The organism is Patescibacteria group bacterium, assembly GCA_026397045.1.
Lineage (GTDB): Bacteria > Patescibacteriota > Saccharimonadia > CAILAD01 > BJGX01 > JAPLVO01.
This window is the reverse complement of sequence record JAPLVO010000014.1, coordinates 40,264-56,634: the sequence shown is the minus strand read 5'-3', so window position 1 is coordinate 56,634 and position 16,371 is coordinate 40,264. Positions and strand designations below refer to the sequence as shown.

The 16,371-nt window shown below is 41.8% G+C and carries 21 protein-coding genes; 11 read left to right on the top strand and 10 right to left on the bottom strand.

From position 1 onward, the window contains the following. Positions 1-34: 34 nt before the first annotated feature. Both NT111_03130 and NT111_03125 read left to right on the top strand, forming a co-directional pair. Positions 35-1,807, top strand: a complete 1,773-nt coding sequence (locus tag NT111_03130) for a M3 family oligoendopeptidase (protein MCX6804983.1) — start codon at positions 35-37, stop codon at positions 1,805-1,807. Then, positions 1,804-2,196, top strand: a complete 393-nt coding sequence (locus NT111_03125; protein MCX6804982.1) for an HAD family hydrolase — start codon at positions 1,804-1,806, stop codon at positions 2,194-2,196. Before NT111_03130 ends, NT111_03125 begins: the two co-directional genes overlap by 4 nt. Here NT111_03125 and NT111_03120 read toward each other — a convergent pair. The 3 genes from NT111_03120 to msrB are packed head-to-tail and all read right to left on the bottom strand — an operon-like array spanning position 2,180 to position 3,605. Beyond that, positions 2,180-2,566, bottom strand: coding sequence for a hypothetical protein (locus NT111_03120; protein ID MCX6804981.1), 387 nt, complete (start codon positions 2,564-2,566; stop codon positions 2,180-2,182). The two genes, NT111_03125 and NT111_03120, sit on opposite strands and share 17 nt — an antisense overlap. Next, positions 2,566-3,219, bottom strand: a complete 654-nt coding sequence (locus tag NT111_03115; GenBank protein ID MCX6804980.1) for a flavodoxin family protein — start codon at positions 3,217-3,219, stop codon at positions 2,566-2,568. The genes NT111_03120 and NT111_03115 overlap by 1 nt, the downstream gene beginning before the upstream one ends. After that, positions 3,216-3,605 carry a peptide-methionine (R)-S-oxide reductase MsrB gene (gene msrB, locus NT111_03110; protein MCX6804979.1) on the bottom strand — a complete coding sequence of 130 codons (390 nt, stop codon included), beginning with the start codon at positions 3,603-3,605 and terminating at the stop codon, positions 3,216-3,218. The genes NT111_03115 and msrB overlap by 4 nt, the downstream gene beginning before the upstream one ends. A gap of 43 nt (positions 3,606-3,648) precedes the next feature. Here msrB and NT111_03105 point away from each other — a divergent pair, with 43 nt between their 5' ends. The 5 genes from NT111_03105 (at position 3,649) to NT111_03085 (ending at position 7,568) form a co-directional block, all read left to right on the top strand. Beyond that, on the top strand, positions 3,649-4,356 hold the full coding sequence (locus tag NT111_03105; GenBank protein ID MCX6804978.1) for an SDR family NAD(P)-dependent oxidoreductase: 708 nt from the start codon (positions 3,649-3,651) through the stop codon (positions 4,354-4,356). Positions 4,357-4,392: 36 nt separating this feature from the next. Further along, positions 4,393-4,866: a peptide-methionine (S)-S-oxide reductase MsrA gene (msrA, locus tag NT111_03100; GenBank protein ID MCX6804977.1), complete on the top strand. Its 474-nt coding sequence runs from the start codon at positions 4,393-4,395 to the stop codon at positions 4,864-4,866. Between the two features lie 320 nt (positions 4,867-5,186). Beyond that, positions 5,187-5,606 (top strand): DUF4234 domain-containing protein, encoded by a 420-nt coding sequence (locus NT111_03095; protein MCX6804976.1) that lies wholly within the window; start codon positions 5,187-5,189, stop codon positions 5,604-5,606. 33 nt (positions 5,607-5,639) lie between these two features. Next, a complete protein-coding gene (locus tag NT111_03090) occupies positions 5,640-6,890 on the top strand; it encodes a DUF3137 domain-containing protein (protein ID MCX6804975.1) in 1,251 nt (416 codons plus the stop codon). A 48-nt stretch (positions 6,891-6,938) separates the two neighbouring features. Continuing rightward, positions 6,939-7,568 carry a GyrI-like domain-containing protein gene (locus NT111_03085; protein MCX6804974.1) on the top strand — a complete coding sequence of 210 codons (630 nt, stop codon included), beginning with the start codon at positions 6,939-6,941 and terminating at the stop codon, positions 7,566-7,568. Here the strand turns inward: NT111_03085 and NT111_03080 are convergent. Beyond that, complete coding sequence (locus NT111_03080; GenBank protein MCX6804973.1) at positions 7,565-7,942, bottom strand: hypothetical protein; 378 nt, start codon at positions 7,940-7,942, stop codon at positions 7,565-7,567. The genes NT111_03085 and NT111_03080 overlap by 4 nt on opposite strands. Before the next feature lie 76 nt (positions 7,943-8,018). On the opposite strand from NT111_03080, the gene NT111_03075 reads away from it, so the two are divergent. Next, on the top strand, positions 8,019-8,531 hold the full coding sequence (locus NT111_03075) for a hypothetical protein (GenBank protein MCX6804972.1): 513 nt from the start codon (positions 8,019-8,021) through the stop codon (positions 8,529-8,531). 310 nt (positions 8,532-8,841) lie between these two features. On the opposite strand, the gene NT111_03070 is transcribed toward NT111_03075, so the two are convergent. The 5 genes from NT111_03070 to NT111_03050 form a co-directional block, all read right to left on the bottom strand. Then, on the bottom strand, positions 8,842-9,843 hold the full coding sequence (locus tag NT111_03070; GenBank protein MCX6804971.1) for a hypothetical protein: 1,002 nt from the start codon (positions 9,841-9,843) through the stop codon (positions 8,842-8,844). Continuing rightward, positions 9,844-10,392 (bottom strand): DUF308 domain-containing protein, encoded by a 549-nt coding sequence (locus NT111_03065; GenBank protein ID MCX6804970.1) that lies wholly within the window; start codon positions 10,390-10,392, stop codon positions 9,844-9,846. A 71-nt stretch (positions 10,393-10,463) separates the two neighbouring features. Next, positions 10,464-11,153, bottom strand: a complete 690-nt coding sequence (locus NT111_03060) for a Bax inhibitor-1/YccA family protein (GenBank protein MCX6804969.1) — start codon at positions 11,151-11,153, stop codon at positions 10,464-10,466. Next, a complete protein-coding gene (locus NT111_03055) occupies positions 11,153-11,770 on the bottom strand; it encodes a DUF308 domain-containing protein (GenBank protein ID MCX6804968.1) in 618 nt (205 codons plus the stop codon). The genes NT111_03060 and NT111_03055 overlap by 1 nt, the downstream gene beginning before the upstream one ends. A 69-nt stretch (positions 11,771-11,839) precedes the next feature. Then, on the bottom strand, positions 11,840-13,327 hold the full coding sequence (locus NT111_03050) for an LCP family protein (GenBank protein ID MCX6804967.1): 1,488 nt from the start codon (positions 13,325-13,327) through the stop codon (positions 11,840-11,842). Positions 13,328-13,399: 72 nt separating this feature from the next. Here NT111_03050 and NT111_03045 point away from each other — a divergent pair, with 72 nt between their 5' ends. Genes NT111_03045 through NT111_03035 form a run of 3 tightly spaced genes read left to right on the top strand, consistent with a single transcriptional unit; the run spans position 13,400 to position 15,506 of the window. After that, positions 13,400-14,218 (top strand): nicotianamine synthase family protein, encoded by an 819-nt coding sequence (locus NT111_03045; protein ID MCX6804966.1) that lies wholly within the window; start codon positions 13,400-13,402, stop codon positions 14,216-14,218. Between the two features lie 5 nt (positions 14,219-14,223). Next, positions 14,224-15,189 (top strand): tRNA-dihydrouridine synthase, encoded by a 966-nt coding sequence (locus NT111_03040; GenBank protein ID MCX6804965.1) that lies wholly within the window; start codon positions 14,224-14,226, stop codon positions 15,187-15,189. A gap of 35 nt (positions 15,190-15,224) precedes the next feature. Continuing rightward, positions 15,225-15,506 carry a hypothetical protein gene (locus tag NT111_03035; protein MCX6804964.1) on the top strand — a complete coding sequence of 94 codons (282 nt, stop codon included), beginning with the start codon at positions 15,225-15,227 and terminating at the stop codon, positions 15,504-15,506. A gap of 43 nt (positions 15,507-15,549) precedes the next feature. Here NT111_03035 and pyrH read toward each other — a convergent pair whose 3' ends face one another. Then, positions 15,550-16,263 (bottom strand): UMP kinase, encoded by a 714-nt coding sequence (gene pyrH / locus NT111_03030; protein ID MCX6804963.1) that lies wholly within the window; start codon positions 16,261-16,263, stop codon positions 15,550-15,552. Between the last annotated feature and the right edge of the window lie 108 nt (positions 16,264-16,371).

Here is a 16,371-nt window from a genome sequence, read left to right as displayed (position 1 = left end):
GGATAATCTGGTTTCTTTATAGTAAAATAGTATTATGGAATCAAAAAACTGGAACTTAGACGATGTAGTTAGCTTGGATAACTTCGATGAACTGTATAATCTCACTAAATCTCAGATTGCTCAGTTCCCGGGGCATTTTAAAAAGATGTCGCCTGATATGTCGGACGATGATTTTCTTGACTTCACAAAGCATCATGAAACTACCATCGAGGGCATGCACCGACTTAGTTGTAGGCCCAGCCTTATGGAATCTGCCGATCAGAAAGATAGCCTCGCGCTAAAGCTAAAGAACCAAGTAAAGGATTTAGAGATTGAATTTAGTAAGAATGTACGCCCTATTAGCCTTTGGCTTAAAGGGAAAAGTGTGGCTGGCAAGAAGCTGCTAGACGACGAAAATGCAATGCGACTTTTTAGGTTGAATCCTGACAACGAGTATCAATACACTTATTCTAGGCTTATGAGCCACCACAGCCTAGATGAAAATTCTGAGAATATCATTACCGCCAAAGATGCAAACGGCGTGAGCGTAATTATTGATCTAAGAGATATGATAGAGACAGAGATGGTCTACGATTTTCAGCCAGAGGGTGGGGAGCCTAAGAAAATTTCAAATAATGCCGAGCTAAGCAGCTATGCCTACTCAGCTAAGCCCGAAGAGCGAAGGGCAGCTTTTAAGGCTAGGTTTGACCAGTACTCAAAAAACATTGATAAATTCTTTGTGGCATACCAGGCAGTAGTGAAGGACTGGAACTATGAATATGATTTAAGGGGCTATGGGTCTGCGATAGGAATGCGAAATACGGCCAATCATATACAAGATGAAGTCATAGACACCCTCATGAAGGTCTGCTCTAGTAATGTTGGTGTATTCCAAAGGTATTTTGGGTTTAAGGCCCGCCAGCTGGGAGTGGAAAAGCTTAGTAGGTTTGACCTCTATGCCCCAATTGGTGATTCCGTAGAGAACTATAAATACGACGAGGCACTTGCTTTAGTGGATGAGTCATTTAGGGAGTTTAGCCCTAAGTTTGCCGATAATGCTAAGCTGATTACCGACCAAAATCATGTAGATACCCACCCCGGTGATACCAAGCGCGGTGGGGCGTTTTGTATGACTGTAGCGCCATCGGTGACACCATATGTTTTGCTCAATTACGATGGCAAGGGCCGAGATGTGAGCACTCTAGCCCATGAACTGGGCCATGGTGTTCATAGTATTTATGCCAATAATCACACCATATCTGCTCAGCATGCCACTTTGCCACTTGCCGAGACAGCCTCGACATTTGGGGAGATGTTATTATTTGAAAAATTACTTTCTAGGGCCAAAACTAATGATGCCAAGAAAAAATTATTGAGTGAAAAGTTAGCCGATAGTTATGCAACCGTTTGCCGCCAGAACTTTATCGTTAAATTTGAGATAGCAGCGCATGAAGCACTCAAAAGCGGAGTTGAAGAGAAAGACCTTAGCCAAATGTGGCTCGATAATCTTAAAGAGCAATTTGGAGATAGTGTCGATGTCGATGAAATGTTTAGGTACGAATGGGCTTATATACCGCACATAATTCATACCCCATTTTATTGCTATGCATACAATTTTGGCGAACTACTTAGCATGGCTCTATATGCCAAATATAAGAGTGAAGGCGAAAGCTTCGTACCAAAAATCGAGGAAATTCTCGCCGCAGGGGGCTCTGAGGACCCCAGAATAATACTCCAGAAGGTCGGAATTGACATGAGTTCAGCAGAGTTTTGGCAGGGAAGTTTTGAACTCATTAAGCACTGGCAAGATGAACTCGAAACCTTATGATAAAGGCAATCTTCTGGGATTTTTATGGCGTCATCAATATCCAGGGCCAGCTTAATCCAGAATTAGCAGAATTTATTAAGCGAAATAAGGATGAGTATAGATTTGCAATATTATCTGCATCGGATGTAGATTTACATCCGTGGCTTCAGCAAAATAACATAGATAGATATTTTGATCTTGTTCAAACCACCAACGAGCTCGGGATTGCCAAGTCGGACCCAAGATTCTACGAGTCCGCTTTAGAGAAATTGAAGTTAAGGCCGCACGAAGCAATTTTTGTCGATGATACCCAGCACTACTTGGATGTAGCAGCTAAGCTGGGGGTTAAAGCTGTTCTATTTGATAAACATACCCTGGCAACTATAGAAGGCTTTACCGCTTATAACTAAGATATAGCGACACAGCGAAAGCCAATGCTAAAGGCGCGTGAACAATTGCACCTAAATAAGATATCTCTCCTGTTATCGCTGCATAAAGCAGGCCAATAGTTAGGGCTAAATTAAATATCAATAAATTTAAGTATACAAAATTTTTAACTTTGTGCTTCTCGGTTGTGTTTATAATAAAATAAATTGATAGTAGAGAGAAAGCCGATACCGAAAGAGCTAACATGCCGCATGTCCGTAGTAGGACTTCTGAAATATCAACTCCTCCCAGGCTTGTAATGAGCTGAGGATAGATAACCATAGTTAGGCCGAGGGTTAGCTCGATAGCAAAATTTAGCGCCAATAGTGGGTGCGTAAGAAATTTATCAAGCATTAGGTGCTGACTTTTTTTGCTTTCTCTTCGAGTTCTTTGAGATTTGTTGGTATCGGATTATTTTTGAGCATTTGGGCCATCCAGGCAGTGTTGTGGGCTAAGAATCTGATTGTTCTATTGGTATAAAGGCTTTTTTGGCCGACCTCGATGTAACTTGGCCCTGGGCCTGCCTCGCCAACCCAATAGCTATCGGAGTTAGGAGCAATAGTGCATCCTATGTGGGTCAGATTAAATAGCGTGTTAGCACAAACATCATGTGCACCATCTTCATTACCAGTCACAATGCATGCACCAACTTTGCCGTAGAGTGGGAATTGCCCTGTTTTTGGGTCTGCTTCGTCGTAGCCGCCACTTAGCCGCTCCATTACCTGCTGGCAGACTGAACCGCGCACCCCAAACCATATCGGAGTAGCAATTATTATAATATCGGCTTCTAAGACTTTTTTGTAAATTTGTGGCCACTCGTCACCATGTCCTTCATCTGAGCTAACCCCAGTAGCTACATTGTGGTCAACCACACGGATCACAGTGCTATCGACTTTAATTTCTTCATATACATCCACAGCCTTTTGAATTAATGCATCTGTATTTGATTTTTTAGGTGATTTTTTTAGTGTGCAATTAAGGAATACAGCCTTTAGGTTACTCGTCATTGTTTGCCTTCTTTCTTTTTTAGATCTAGTGCACAGGAATTAATACAGAATCTTTCCCCAGTTGTTTTGCTTGGACCGTCATCGAACATATGCCCCAGGTGAGCACCGCATTTACTGCAGCTAACTTCAATGCGATTCATTCCATACCTGTCGTCTGAGTTCATTACCGTAGATCCTGGTATGGCCTTATCGAAGCTAGGCCAGCCAGTTCCGCTGTCGAATTTAGTATCGCTTTCAAAAAGTTTTTGCCCACATACCACGCAGCGATATGTGCCTTCGGCGTGGTTGTCGACATATACGCCCGTAAAGGCAGGTTCGGTGCCGTGTTCCTGCGTAACTCTAAACGCCATCGGGCTCAGCTTTTTTTTAAGTTCTTTTTTATCCATTATATTCTCCTACTTTACTATTGTAATGCTTTATAATAGAATTATGCAAAAAATAATCGGTAAAACAGTTCTCATAACAGGATCAAGCAGGGGAATAGGTGCTGAGACAGCTGAAGCTTTTGCTAAGCAAGGTTGCAATGTGATAATAACCTTCCTGGACGAGATAGGTCAGGCCGAGACTGTCTCGAATAAATGCCTTGCTCTGGGTGCGAAATCGACATTTTTAGCCCAGCTAGATGTTAGGAGCGAGTCCAGTATTAGAGCGTTACAAAAAACTGTCGTACTTAAGTATGGCGGCGTCGATATTCTGGTTAATAACGCGGCGGTGATGCGATGGAAAAAATTTACAGATCTTACTTATGAAGATATCGAGGAACAAATAAATGTGAATTTCCTAGGCTTGATTATCATGACCAAGGCTTTTTTGCCTCATGTCAGGAAATCTATCATTAATATAGTGGGTGGATCACGATCTAACCCGACTATAGATTTAAGCGTCTATAGTGCCACAAAGGCCGCCGTCAGATCTTTTACTGAGGTGTTGGCACTAGAGACTCCAGCTCTCAATATTTATTCAGTAAGCCCTACCATGACATCAACCGAAATGACAAATTTCCACGGAATGCCCGCCCATCGCGTTGCAGAGGTAGTGGTCCAGACTGCAAAAGACGGCTATGGCAAGGAAAGTGGTGAGGACATTAAAGTGTGGGAAGTAGGAGTAGGCCAGCATGAGTCGCAACTTCTTGGCTAGGCCAGTATACTACTACTTAATGGGAGGCAAGGCATAATGAGTAATATTGAGTTAGCAGACTTTGGTGGGGGGTGTTTTTGGGGAGTAGAAGAAGCTTTTCGCACTAAAGCTAAGGTTCTCAAGACCACAGTCGGGTATGAAGGTGGAAATGTAGACAACCCCACCTACGAGCAAGTTTGTAGCCACACAACTGGACACGCCGAAACGGTTCAAATAGAGTTTGACTCTGCCAAGACAAGCTACACAGAGCTACTAGACATTTTTTTTGATAAACACGACCCAACTCAGCTCGATAGGCAAGGCCCAGATGTAGGGGATAGCTACCGGAGTGTTATTTTTTATCACAATGCTAATCAAAAGAAACTAGCCGAACATAAAATAGCTGAGCTTACAAAATCAAAAAAATACAGCGACCCAATAGTAACCCAGCTGGTGGCCGCAAGTACTTTCTGGAGAGCCGAAGAGTATCATCAGCAGTATTTGCGCAAGAGAAACCTCGGAGCTTGTTAGTATCAAAAAATCACCCCCCAAAAAAACCCTTAAAATAAATATTTTCACTGAAATAGCTGGCTGGTATGGTGCCCTAGCAATTATTGCAGCCTATTTCTTGATTAGTGTTAATTTGATCAGTTCATCGAGCTTATTTTATCAGCTACTAAATCTTACTGGTGCTATTGGTATTCTCATAGTAGCTTTATACAAGAGAACAGCGCAGACAGTTATTTTAAATATTTTTTGGGCGGGGATAGCGATTTTTGCTATCATCGGCTTGATTTGGTAGACTACCAAGCAATATAGACATATAATTAAAGTATCATAAGGAGCAATATATGAGAGTAAAACACAGATCACTTTTAGCCATCACATTGTTAACACTTCTTACATTTGGCGTTTACCATATCTACTGGTACTTTATTACTAAGACTGAGATGAATGTCATTAATGGCAAGGCTAAAAAAGTGCCATTTTTCCTTTGGTTTTTTATACCAGTGGTGAATATCTGGTGGTTCTGGAGATTTGCAGGTGCAATAGAGAAGACTACCAAGGGTAATGTCAGCCGAATTACGGCGTTTTTGGCTCCGATAATACTTGGCTATCTTGGATCACTGTTTGTGGCTATCACTTATCAACCCTACAGCTTCGCTATGCTCAATAATGCCCCAAAGCTAGGCTCTACGCTGATACTAGTTGCAGTGTCTTTGCTTCCAATATACTATTTCCAGTCTAACCTTAATAAATACGCCAAGTAAGCCGCTCTTGATAGAGCCGAGTAAGACGCATCTATGACAATCAACTACGAGCAGACCTTAGCCAGTAATAATTCCGTGTTGGCTCGTGGCGGTGGAGGCGGGTCTAGCTCTGGGGGCTCAAGTGGGGGTTCTTATTCTGGCACTGGCTTTTCCTCAGGTTATTCATCGAGTAGTAACCCATCTGGCTATGGAGGGTCTGGATCGCTATGGCCTGTAGCGTTATTATTTTTCGGGGTAGGCATAATATTTATATATATTCTTAAAAAGTACAAAACTAAAGGCCTCAGCCCAGGTACAAGTGGTAGCTTTAGCAGCACGGATAATAAACTAACTAGCCAAGGCGATAAGGCAAAGGCCTTGATAGCAAGAAACACCTTTTTAGGTTTCCAGTCAGCTTGGTCCGACTTTGATTTAAAAAAATTAAAGTTGTTATTATCACCGAATTATTTCAAGAATATTACGCTACAGTTGAATATATTAAAAAACTATCAGCGTCAGAATATAATAGAAAATATTAAAATAATTGATATCAGAATACAAGATGGCAAATCTAAAAGTGACTCTTTCAGCGCACATATTCAGGCTAGCTGTAAAGACAGGCTTCATGACCTTAAAACCGGCAAGGATATATTTATTGATAATTCTGCTTTTGCCGAAATTTGGTTCTTTGTAAAGGTTCAGGGCGTATTTGTGCTCGATAGTATCAGCCAGTCTACAGAGGATGTAGGGAAGTATGATAAGGCGATAGCAGAGTTTGCTAGCAAAAAAGGATTTTATTTTAATCCAGACTTCGGATGGTTAATGATGCCTACCAGAGGTGCAATATTTGGTCCAGCAGGCTTTGGCAATGCCGATATCAACAATCATGTTTCAGGCTACTATTCTGGAAAGATTGTAGAGTTCTATAGCTACCAGCCTAGGGCTGGGTCTACAATGGAAACGATGACAATAGCCCAGTCTATATTGCCAAAACATTATGATGATATACTTGTAACCGAAAAAAGCTGGTATGGCTTTAAACCAAAGGCCAAGGGACTTATTAAGGTATCAACCGAAAGTAACGACTTTAATAAGAAATTTGCTGTCTGGGCAGCTAAGCCTGACCGAGCCACTAGCTTCGAGCTGCTAGCACCCAACTTTATGGAAAAGATATATTCGCTAAACTTTGAAATTAACATAGAAGTAGTTGATAATGTATTGTATATCTATGCACCAGGGGTATTAATAAATTACGATGAAATGCTAGAGGTGTTAGTCTGGGCATTTGAGGAAATGAAACTATGAACATAACATTGCGTTACAAATTGGCTATCTTAGGAGTATTGGGTCGCTATGGAATCTGAGAAGTTTAATATATCAGATATCTATCCATTAATTTATAGCGCTAAAGTCGCGAAGGCCTCGATAATCGATGTCCCAGCCCTAAGAATAATGGCCATCAGCGGGGAAGGTGAGCCCAATGGTCCTAGATTCCGAGATTCCGTCGAGGCGCTATATTCCATCGCCTATGCAATTAATTTTATGCCAAAAAAAGGCAATACCCCCGAGGGCTTTGTGAGCTTTAGGGTTTCTGCCCTAGAGGCTTTGTGGAGCATGAAGAATGGCAAGCCATACGATGCCAGCGATGGCGGTAATCTTATCTGGGAGGTTTTTATTGTCGTACCAGGGTTTGTCACCCAGGGTGTAGTTAATATGGCAGTTAGCATGACTTTAGGGATTAAGCCAAACCCTAGATATAATGATATTCACATCTCGAGCCTCCAAGAAAAGAAATCGGCTCAGATACTACACTTTGGCTCTTATTCCACTGCCATCGGGGATATTAAAACGCTCGCTAGCTACATAAAAAAGCGTGGCTACAAGGCTGTCTTAAGGCATCATGAGATCTATTTAAGCGATCCAACTAGGAGTAAGTCGGGGAGAGTAAAGACAATTATTAGGCAGCCTATAGTCAGAATCTAAAAATAAAGCTCTTTGTCGGTTGAAGTACTACTAGGGTTAGAGCCTTTGTGCTTTTTAGTGGTAGCGAAAACTAGCATGGCTAGCCCACTAAATGATAAGAGCATTATCAGAACTACTTTTCCGCCCTGGGTAGCGAAGAGGTTGAATGTATTCATTAGTAGCAAAATACCTAGTATTATTATGCCAAACGAAATACCATTATTTCTGGAATTCGGGCCTATCAGCATAACCCCTAATAGAATTAATAAAGCCGGCCAGTATTGGCCAAATATATTATTGGCCTTTATGAGACCCACAAGGTCGCCTAGTACAACCAAGGCAATTACTAGAAAGACCAATGAAAGGCCTATTTGTATAAAGCTTACTCTCTTCATTTCATACTCCTTAATGTATTAATTTTAACATATAATATATTTTTACAGTACTATAAAGGTGATATGATGTAGCTATATGTTAAGTAAAGGTGCTAAAAAGCCATATATTAATACATTGTTTATATTATCAGTCATAATCGGCTCGGTAATTATATTGGCAGTGGCAATGATGATTATCCAAAGTAAGTACTCTCATAAGATTGCTGAAATATCTTTTAGTGTCAGCTCTGGGCCGGTTTCTCCCCAATACCAGCAGACCAGCACTTTGACAATAAGTAAGGACAGCTGCCAACTATCGGTTAAAAAACAGATAGATACTGATACTAAGTATACAGACTGCCAGATTCAGCCAGGTAAATTTAGTGAAATCCAAAAGAGCCTCATAGCCTATGGCGTGGTCGATAAGATCATATCCCAAAAGCCTTCGTCTGAGCCCCCGCTTGGAGGTAAACAATTTACCATTAGTGTTAGATACAATGATGGTTCTACATTTACTACAGATGCAAATCCTATATTTGCCAACTCTATTAGGCCATTTTTAGATGATGTAACTCTGTATGTCCCAGAGTTTAGCAATCTAGGTTTCTAGATAAAGGCCGGCTATTAGGGGCTGCCAGTATATATCTACACCATAATTTACTGGGCATAAACTTTACTAGGTTCTTAAACTCAGCCTGCCATTTGGCTCCAGGCTAGTATTCAGGCTCTCTTAAGAGGCTGGTAGGCATTTTTTGGAGATAAAGGACACATAGAAGGCATCGGGAGCTTGTCCTTAGCTAGTAGCTTGCTCTACGCTGTAACGAACCCAATATCGCTGGGTCTTGGTAGATCGGATAGAAGTTCTGAGGTGGGGTATTGTTGCCTGCTCAAAATATTAATACACCCCCGTAAGGGCAAAACTACTTGCTCTTTGGTGTACGCTTCGGCTCTGATTTGGTTTTTGGCTTAGTTCCTTTAGCAGTCGATACTATTTTCTGGTAGCCACCCTTTAGGGCTGTCTTAACACTATCGTTTGATAGTAGTAGCTTGCCACCAAGAGCTAATAATGCGATTACTATCATTGTCCATCCATAGCTTCTCGATACCATCAGGAAGTAGTCTAGAGCATCAGCCACTAAGTTGGTTGTGGCGCTATTAATGGCAGGGCTAGGATTCTGTGGAATAATCGACACGACGATTGGGGTTATGGCGTAGGACATAGCAAGCATCAGGCCACCAGCCACACCGAAGGACCAAGTGATTGTGGAGAGTATTTTTCGCCCTGCGCGAATATTTATAGCCACCAGCGCAGCCAGAGCTGTAATTATTAGTACCCACAGTACATTTGTAGCGGTGTTTAGACCTTTATAGGCTTCACGGATCTTAACAAATGCCGCAATAGGGGAGTTGGGGTTTTTATCTACATCAATGATGGTTATTTGATTCGGCACAGCTTTAACGAAGTCATTAGTAGCTTCAGTAAAACCTGCTGGCAGGCCAAGTGCCGGTAGGTATTCATTGGCTTGCTTCTTGAACTCAGCAGTGTCTATTACGATCTTTTCGCCAGCTAACGATGCGGCTTTATCGGAAAGTTTGTAAAGGGCAATCAAACCTGGCTCCGCGACTTTTGAGACATTTTCAGGAGTTATTACTATCTCCATTATCTTTTCTACCACAGCACGCTTTACGAAGTTGTTTTTGATATTCTCAGGAAGATTGGATCTGATTTCTATCTTAGCTAGATCGGCAATGTTTTCATAAGCCCTTGCCTCTTTTAAAAACAAGTATGTCTTGGCTCCAGAGGCAAAGTTGTCTCGGAGTATTGTCATATAGCTAGCTAGGACAAGTAGCACAGCAAGGAGAATTAGTATTAATTTGTTCCAGAACTTATGCGATTTGACAGGCACGGGGGTGATTTCCATCTAAGCTTTGGAAGATTTTTTTGCTGCTGGGTAAAAGAACAGGCCTACACAGCCGAGTACAGCACCTACGATAATGCTGTATAATCCGATAACAAAAATTAGAGACAGGATTGTTTCGAGCGGGCTGTTTAGTACATATATTCCAAATATCAAGGATATAACACCGGCGAGTATGAATAGAAGACTCCCACCTTCTTTTGTCTTACTGGTAAAGCCAATATAGAGGTCTGTAATGCCGAACAAGATAGCCCAGAAAGCAATCAGAAGCGCAATTATTTCGCCCGTGACGACTGGTCTTGCAATCAGGTATATACCTGCAGCGATTCCTATTACTCCTAGTATAACGGCACCAATGTTGCTGTGGCTAGATTTATTAAATACAGGCTCAAATAGTGTTGCAATACCAATAATTAGTATATTGATAGCGAAAGCATAAACTAGCACGACAAGTGTCGCTGCTGGCCAGGCAACAATTATTAATCCTACAATTATATTTACAATGGATCTTAGCAGTAAACTCTTTTTTGACGGCATAACAATTACATCCATGGGACCTCCTAAATTAGATTATTATAATATAATTATAATACCCCAATAACCGTTAGCAAGGCAAATTATCGCTAGTCTTTACCTGCTCCAAAAATCCTGAGCAAGAACAAGAAAAGATTTAAGAAATCGAGGTAGAGGCTTAGAGCACCAAGAATAGCCATATTGCCAGCGCTACCGAATTGGCTATAGATAGACTTAATTTTTTGTATATCGTAGGCTGTAAGCCCTAGAAATATTACTACGCCAATGTAAGAAACCGCCATCTGGAGGGCATTTGAATTTAGAAAAAAATTCACTACTGTCGCGATTATAATGCCAAATAGGCCCATCAGCAGGATCGTACCAATTTTACTTAGATCTACCTTGGTAGTGTAGCCAATTATTGCCATAACTAGAAACATACTCCCAGCTATGAAGAATACTCTCATTATGGAAGTCGAGGTGTAGGTCAAAAATATCGTAGAAAGAGTTATGCCTACGGTTAGTGCATAGCCTAAAAAAGCTAGCCTAGCTGTGTTGGCACTCAATTTGGTAGCCCTAGCACTCAAGAAAACTACTAATCCTAGCTGTAATACAATTATTATCAGAAACGATATCGGGTTTAAAAATAGCAATTTGATTGAGTCGCCACTTTGGGAGATTATATAGCCTATAGCCCCACTTATCGATAAGCCTGCAAACATCCAGGCAAATATCCCTGATAAATAGTTGCTAAATGTATCTATGTGTTCTGATTGAGGCTTTACAACCTTGGTTTCCATTATTTGGAGGTTTTCCTGACGATTTTCTTGGCTGGTTTTTTGATGGGTCCGGATGTTTTAGGAGTAGTTGTCTTAGCTTTTATTGCCTTCTCTGGCTTTATCTTGAAGGCCTGGAAGCCAAAAATAAATCCAATTAAAAGTGAGTATATACCTACAACGCCCACTAGCGCCAAGCTACCTTCAAGAGGGTTAAATGCTAGGTATACAGCAAACATCAGAGATAATATACCAATGAGAATATATATCCAGGACCCCTGAAGCTTATTTTCAGAAAGTTTGAAACCTATAAATAGATCCATGAGCCCATATAGTAGCGCCCAAGCAGCAATTATAATACTCAAGATAACAACTCCGGCTAGCGGCCTTGATAGCACATAAACTCCCGCCCCAATCGCTAGTAGGCCTGATATAACAGTTAGTAGGGCATGCTTATTGGTTGAGTCAAAAGCTGGTTCGAAGAGCATGAAGAGCCCAACAATGAGTATATTAATAGCAAATGCCACCGCTAGCACTGCTAGCGTTATCCCGGGGAATAGCAGTATTAGGGATCCGAAAATTACATTAGCTATCGACCTGGCTATGAGCGAATTACGGGTCGGGGTTGTTACGATGTCCATTAGTCTCCTTAATTTATAGGTCTATTATACATATAATTGAGCTGGGCATAAAGAGCAAGTCAAGTAGGGCTACTCTGAAGCAGTTCCTGTCTGGGATACTTTGTCTGCATAGTCGCTACCCAGTATCACCGTTATATCTTGGCTGCCAGTAGATTTACTTGCTTCTGCGGGAAGTGTAGCCTTAACTCCCAGGAGGTCTTCGAGATACTTTATCGTTTGGGGCTTCTTGCCACCAGAGTAGTCTATTATCTGGCTAGTCGAGTAGTCTTTGGTGGTTGCATTCTGTATAGCTAGTATCTGGATTGGCACACCTGCATTTGCTAACTTCGCTTCGAATTTGCCAGCCAGGCCGACTGTTGCAGTGCCATTTTCTACAATTATTTTAGCATCCTCGGACCAAAGAGCCCCCACAGTAAATATTTCCTTTACGAATTTTTTAATTTCATCGAAGTTACCACCGACAGGAAGCAAATCACTGCTGCTTGGATCCTGCTTAAGGAAGCCATTTGGGTTGGTTGAGAATACAATGCTGGTTATGTTTTCAGTTGGCACCTTTTTGCTAAGTTCATAGGCTCTCTGTATTTCACTTAGGCTCATGTTGGTAGTTATGTTGTTTGCGGCTGCATCAATAAGGGATGCCAGCTTTTTTGGATCAGTCAGTGTTTCCGAGCTTACTGCTTTGGTGCGCACTGCCTGCAAGACTTCTTGCTGCCTTATAGCGCGTCCGAAATCATCGCCACAAGTTCCTTTTCGGCAACGGGCATATTTTAGAGCAGTTGAGCCGTCCATCTTGGTGGGTCCGGCACTGATTTTAAATCCGCAGCTTTTATATTGGTTTTTATCACAGGGGTACTCGGGGTCATTTAGGGGCTCCTTAACATCTACCTCTATTCCTCCAACGGCATCGACGGCATCTTTTAGGCCAGAGAAATTAGCTCTGACATAGTATTGGATAGGTATTCCAAGGGTATCCTCGACAGTCTTTTGTGCCAGTTCGATACCCTTGGGGGGAGTCTTGGCTTGGCCTATGGCATGCGCATTATTTATTTTTACATAGCCCTCTGATGGTATGAAGACGCGTGTATCGCGGGGGACACTAATCATGGCTACTTTGTTATTTTTGGTGTCTAGGCTTACTACCATGTTCGTGTCGGCTAATGTCTCTCCGTCGTGCCCAGGGTCGCCCACTCCCAGCAAGAGGATATTCACTCGGCCTTCAGATTCGCCCTTAAGTTTTGTAGAGAAATTGAAGGGGTTGGTACTAATTTTGTTAGCTCTACTAAATAGGTAGGCAAAAGCTCCACCGCCAGCTAAGAATATAAAAAGCAAAACGAATAATATTATGCGTTTGGCTTTTTTGCGTCTTCTGGCGCGCTTTTCTAATTTGGGGTCTATAATTTGGTCTTCTTTTCCCATGGGATCAAGTTGGCTTGCCAGCAGGCTCTCCTCATCGCTGTTATTTTGGTCCTTGTTGTCTGGGTCATATACAAAATCAGGCTTAGTGTCATGCTTAGAAGCCTTTGACTTTGATTTTGACTCGGGATCTTTATATTGCATACAGACTATTATAACGCTTTTGAGCAATTAATGTGACTGGAATTAAAAGCATTTTTATGCTATGGTATCCCGATGAAAAATAGTCTTTATAATAATTTCAAATCTGACATCGAAGAAATCACCACCGAGCTATGTAATGCCGAAAAGTCCCCAGTGATTTTTTTAAGTAAAGATTTTGCCACTCTAATAGAGCGTCTTGAGCATATCGTTCGAGATCCTCAGTACAATGAACTTTCAAGAGAGCTTTTAAACACGGCTCACTTTCGTAATCTAGCTCATCAGACCAGGCGCATTTACGAACTTTTCGAGGTTTTTTTAGAGACATCTACCTATCTGGATGTACTTGCTGGCGGTAGAGACTTTCTCAAAGACCAATTCATCGGTCGTACTTTTGAGTTTGCCCAAAAGGAATCCCTCGAAGCTGGTTTTAATGCCGAATCAAAAGTTATATTTATCGGTGGTGGGCCATTTCCCGAAACTGCGATTGCTTATAGCAAACAGAATAATTGTGAAATCACTGTCCTAGATAATAATGCCGAAGCTGTTGTTCTATCGACCAAAATAATATCGGAGCTCGGCCTAGATAAGAATATTAAAATTAGATATTGTGATGCTTCCGAGCATGACTACTCGGGCTATACTCATATAGTTATGGCGGCCTTAGCCAGGCCAAAGCAAGCGATCTTGCGTCAAATATGCGATACCATGCATGTTGATGCGGTAGTGGTGTGTCGTAGCGTCGAAGGGCTAAGAGAGTTTATTTATGAGCCAGCCAACGACGATTTGCTAGAACATTTTACCCAGCAGAGCAAGGTCTACGGCGACGACAAGACTATAGTGCATAGCTTAATACTTAAAAAATATTCCAATCATTCCCATTATTTAGCCTAGAATATATGAATCACATCTGGCAAAATCTAAAAAAATCAAATCAACCATTTTATGTTTTGGCTCCTATGGATGATGTGACCGATACGGTGTTTAGGCAAATTGTCGCAAAACACGCACCGGCTGATTTGATGATGACAGAATTTGCTAATGCAGATGGCTATTGTAGTCCCGGTAAGCAGGCGATCAGTAGCCGGCTCAAATACGAACCAATCGAAGGACCTGTTATTGCCCAAATATGGGGGATTGATCCAAAAAACTACCTCACGATGGCTAAAGATATTAAAGCTATGGGCTTTGCTGGGATTGATATAAATATGGGCTGTCCTGTTAAAGATATGATCAAAAAGGGTGCCTGTAGTGCCATGATCCAAAACCCTTCTCTGGCAGCTGAAGTTATCGCTGCCACCAAAGAAGGTGCAGGTAGCTTGCCTGTGAGTGTTAAAACCCGAATAGGATTTGATAATATTGATACCGAAAACTGGATTGGATTTTTATTAGAACAAAAACTGGATGCATTAATTGTTCATGGCAGAACGCGCAAAGAAATGAGCAAAGTCCCTGCTCATTGGGAAGAAGTAGCCAAGTCGGTACAACTACGGGACAATATATCTCCCGATACTGTGGTTGTTGGTAACGGCGATATTCTGAGCCGTCAAGAAGGTGATGATAAGGCTATGGAAACCGGTGTCGATGGCATTATGATTGGCCGAGGGGTATTCCATAATTTATTCGTATTCGACAAAATTCAAGCAGACCATAATCTAGCTGAGATGCTAGGTATTTTGCTGGAGCATATTAGCCTTTATCAAGAAACTTGGGGAGATGGCAAGTCTTTTGAGCCACTTAAAAAATTCTTCAAGCTCTATATCAATGGATTCGACGGTTCGGCCCAAGTTCGAGCCAAACTAATGGCGACTCATTCAGCCCAAGAGGCCCTCGATACAATAGAATTAATCCTGAAAAAGAGTTAGAATATAAGTATATAAATAATACGAAAGACAATAAAATGAGCAAAAATAGCCATGTTAAGCATGAACACAAGAATAAGAAAAAACAGCAGGACATGAGCTATGAAAAGCCCCATGAGGATTATCATGCAGGGTTTCTAGGGGATATTATTATAGGCCTCCTAATTCTTGGACTCGGCTTAGTCTTTGTCATCCCATTTTACTTCCTCGTTCCTGCTGCGGGGCAGGTGTTTGTTGTCGGGCTTTTCTTGTTGGTGGTTGGGATATTTGTAGGCTACATGTTGAATAAAAATAAGCATCGGATAATAAAGCCTAAATAAATAGTCGTCTATAGCAAATTGCCATAAACGACTAAATATTAACTCATGTGATGATTGTGCCCAATTCTGGGCTGCATAGAGCCTCCTGAAGTCCGCCCTCTTTAAGCCCGTCAAAGACGACAATTGGCAAATCGTTACCCATGGCATGTGTTGCGGCTGTTGAGTCCATAACGCCAAGGTCGTTGTTGATGATGTCGAGGTAATCAAGCTCATCATACTTAATTGCGTCAGAGTTCAGCTTGGGATCTGAATCATAAACACCATCGACGCCATTTTTTGCCATAAGCAGGGCGTCTGCATTGATTTCTGCGGCGCGCAGTGCCGCGGCGGTATCAGTTGTGAAAAACGGGTTTCCAGTCCCGCCAGCAAAAATAACAACTCGCCCTTTTTCCAGGTGCCGCATTGCTTTACCACGAATATATGGCTCGGCAACTTGGTTCATATGGATTGCTGTCATGACCCTTGTCGGTTGCCCCAATTTTTCTAGGCGATCCTTCAAGGCAATTGCATTGATGACTGTTGCCAGCATCCCGCAAAAATCTGCAGCAGAACGGTCCATTTCAGCATGCTTGGCGCCGCGCCAGAAATTACCCCCGCCAACGACTATTGCAATTTCAACATCGTGCTCAAGGCGAGCCTTGACAATATCATTGGCAAATCTATCTAAGACAATATCATCAAGCCCAGAACCGGCCTTACCCATAAGTGCTTCACCACTTAGCTTGAGTAGAATTCGGCTAAACTTGCTCTCGGGTATCTCCAAATCCAAATCCAAATCCTCAAATAGTGCGGTCTGTTCGTTGGCGAATAGTTCTTTTTGTAAGTGTTCCATGCTACTCCTTTAGGGTTTTGTGAGCATCGCTAA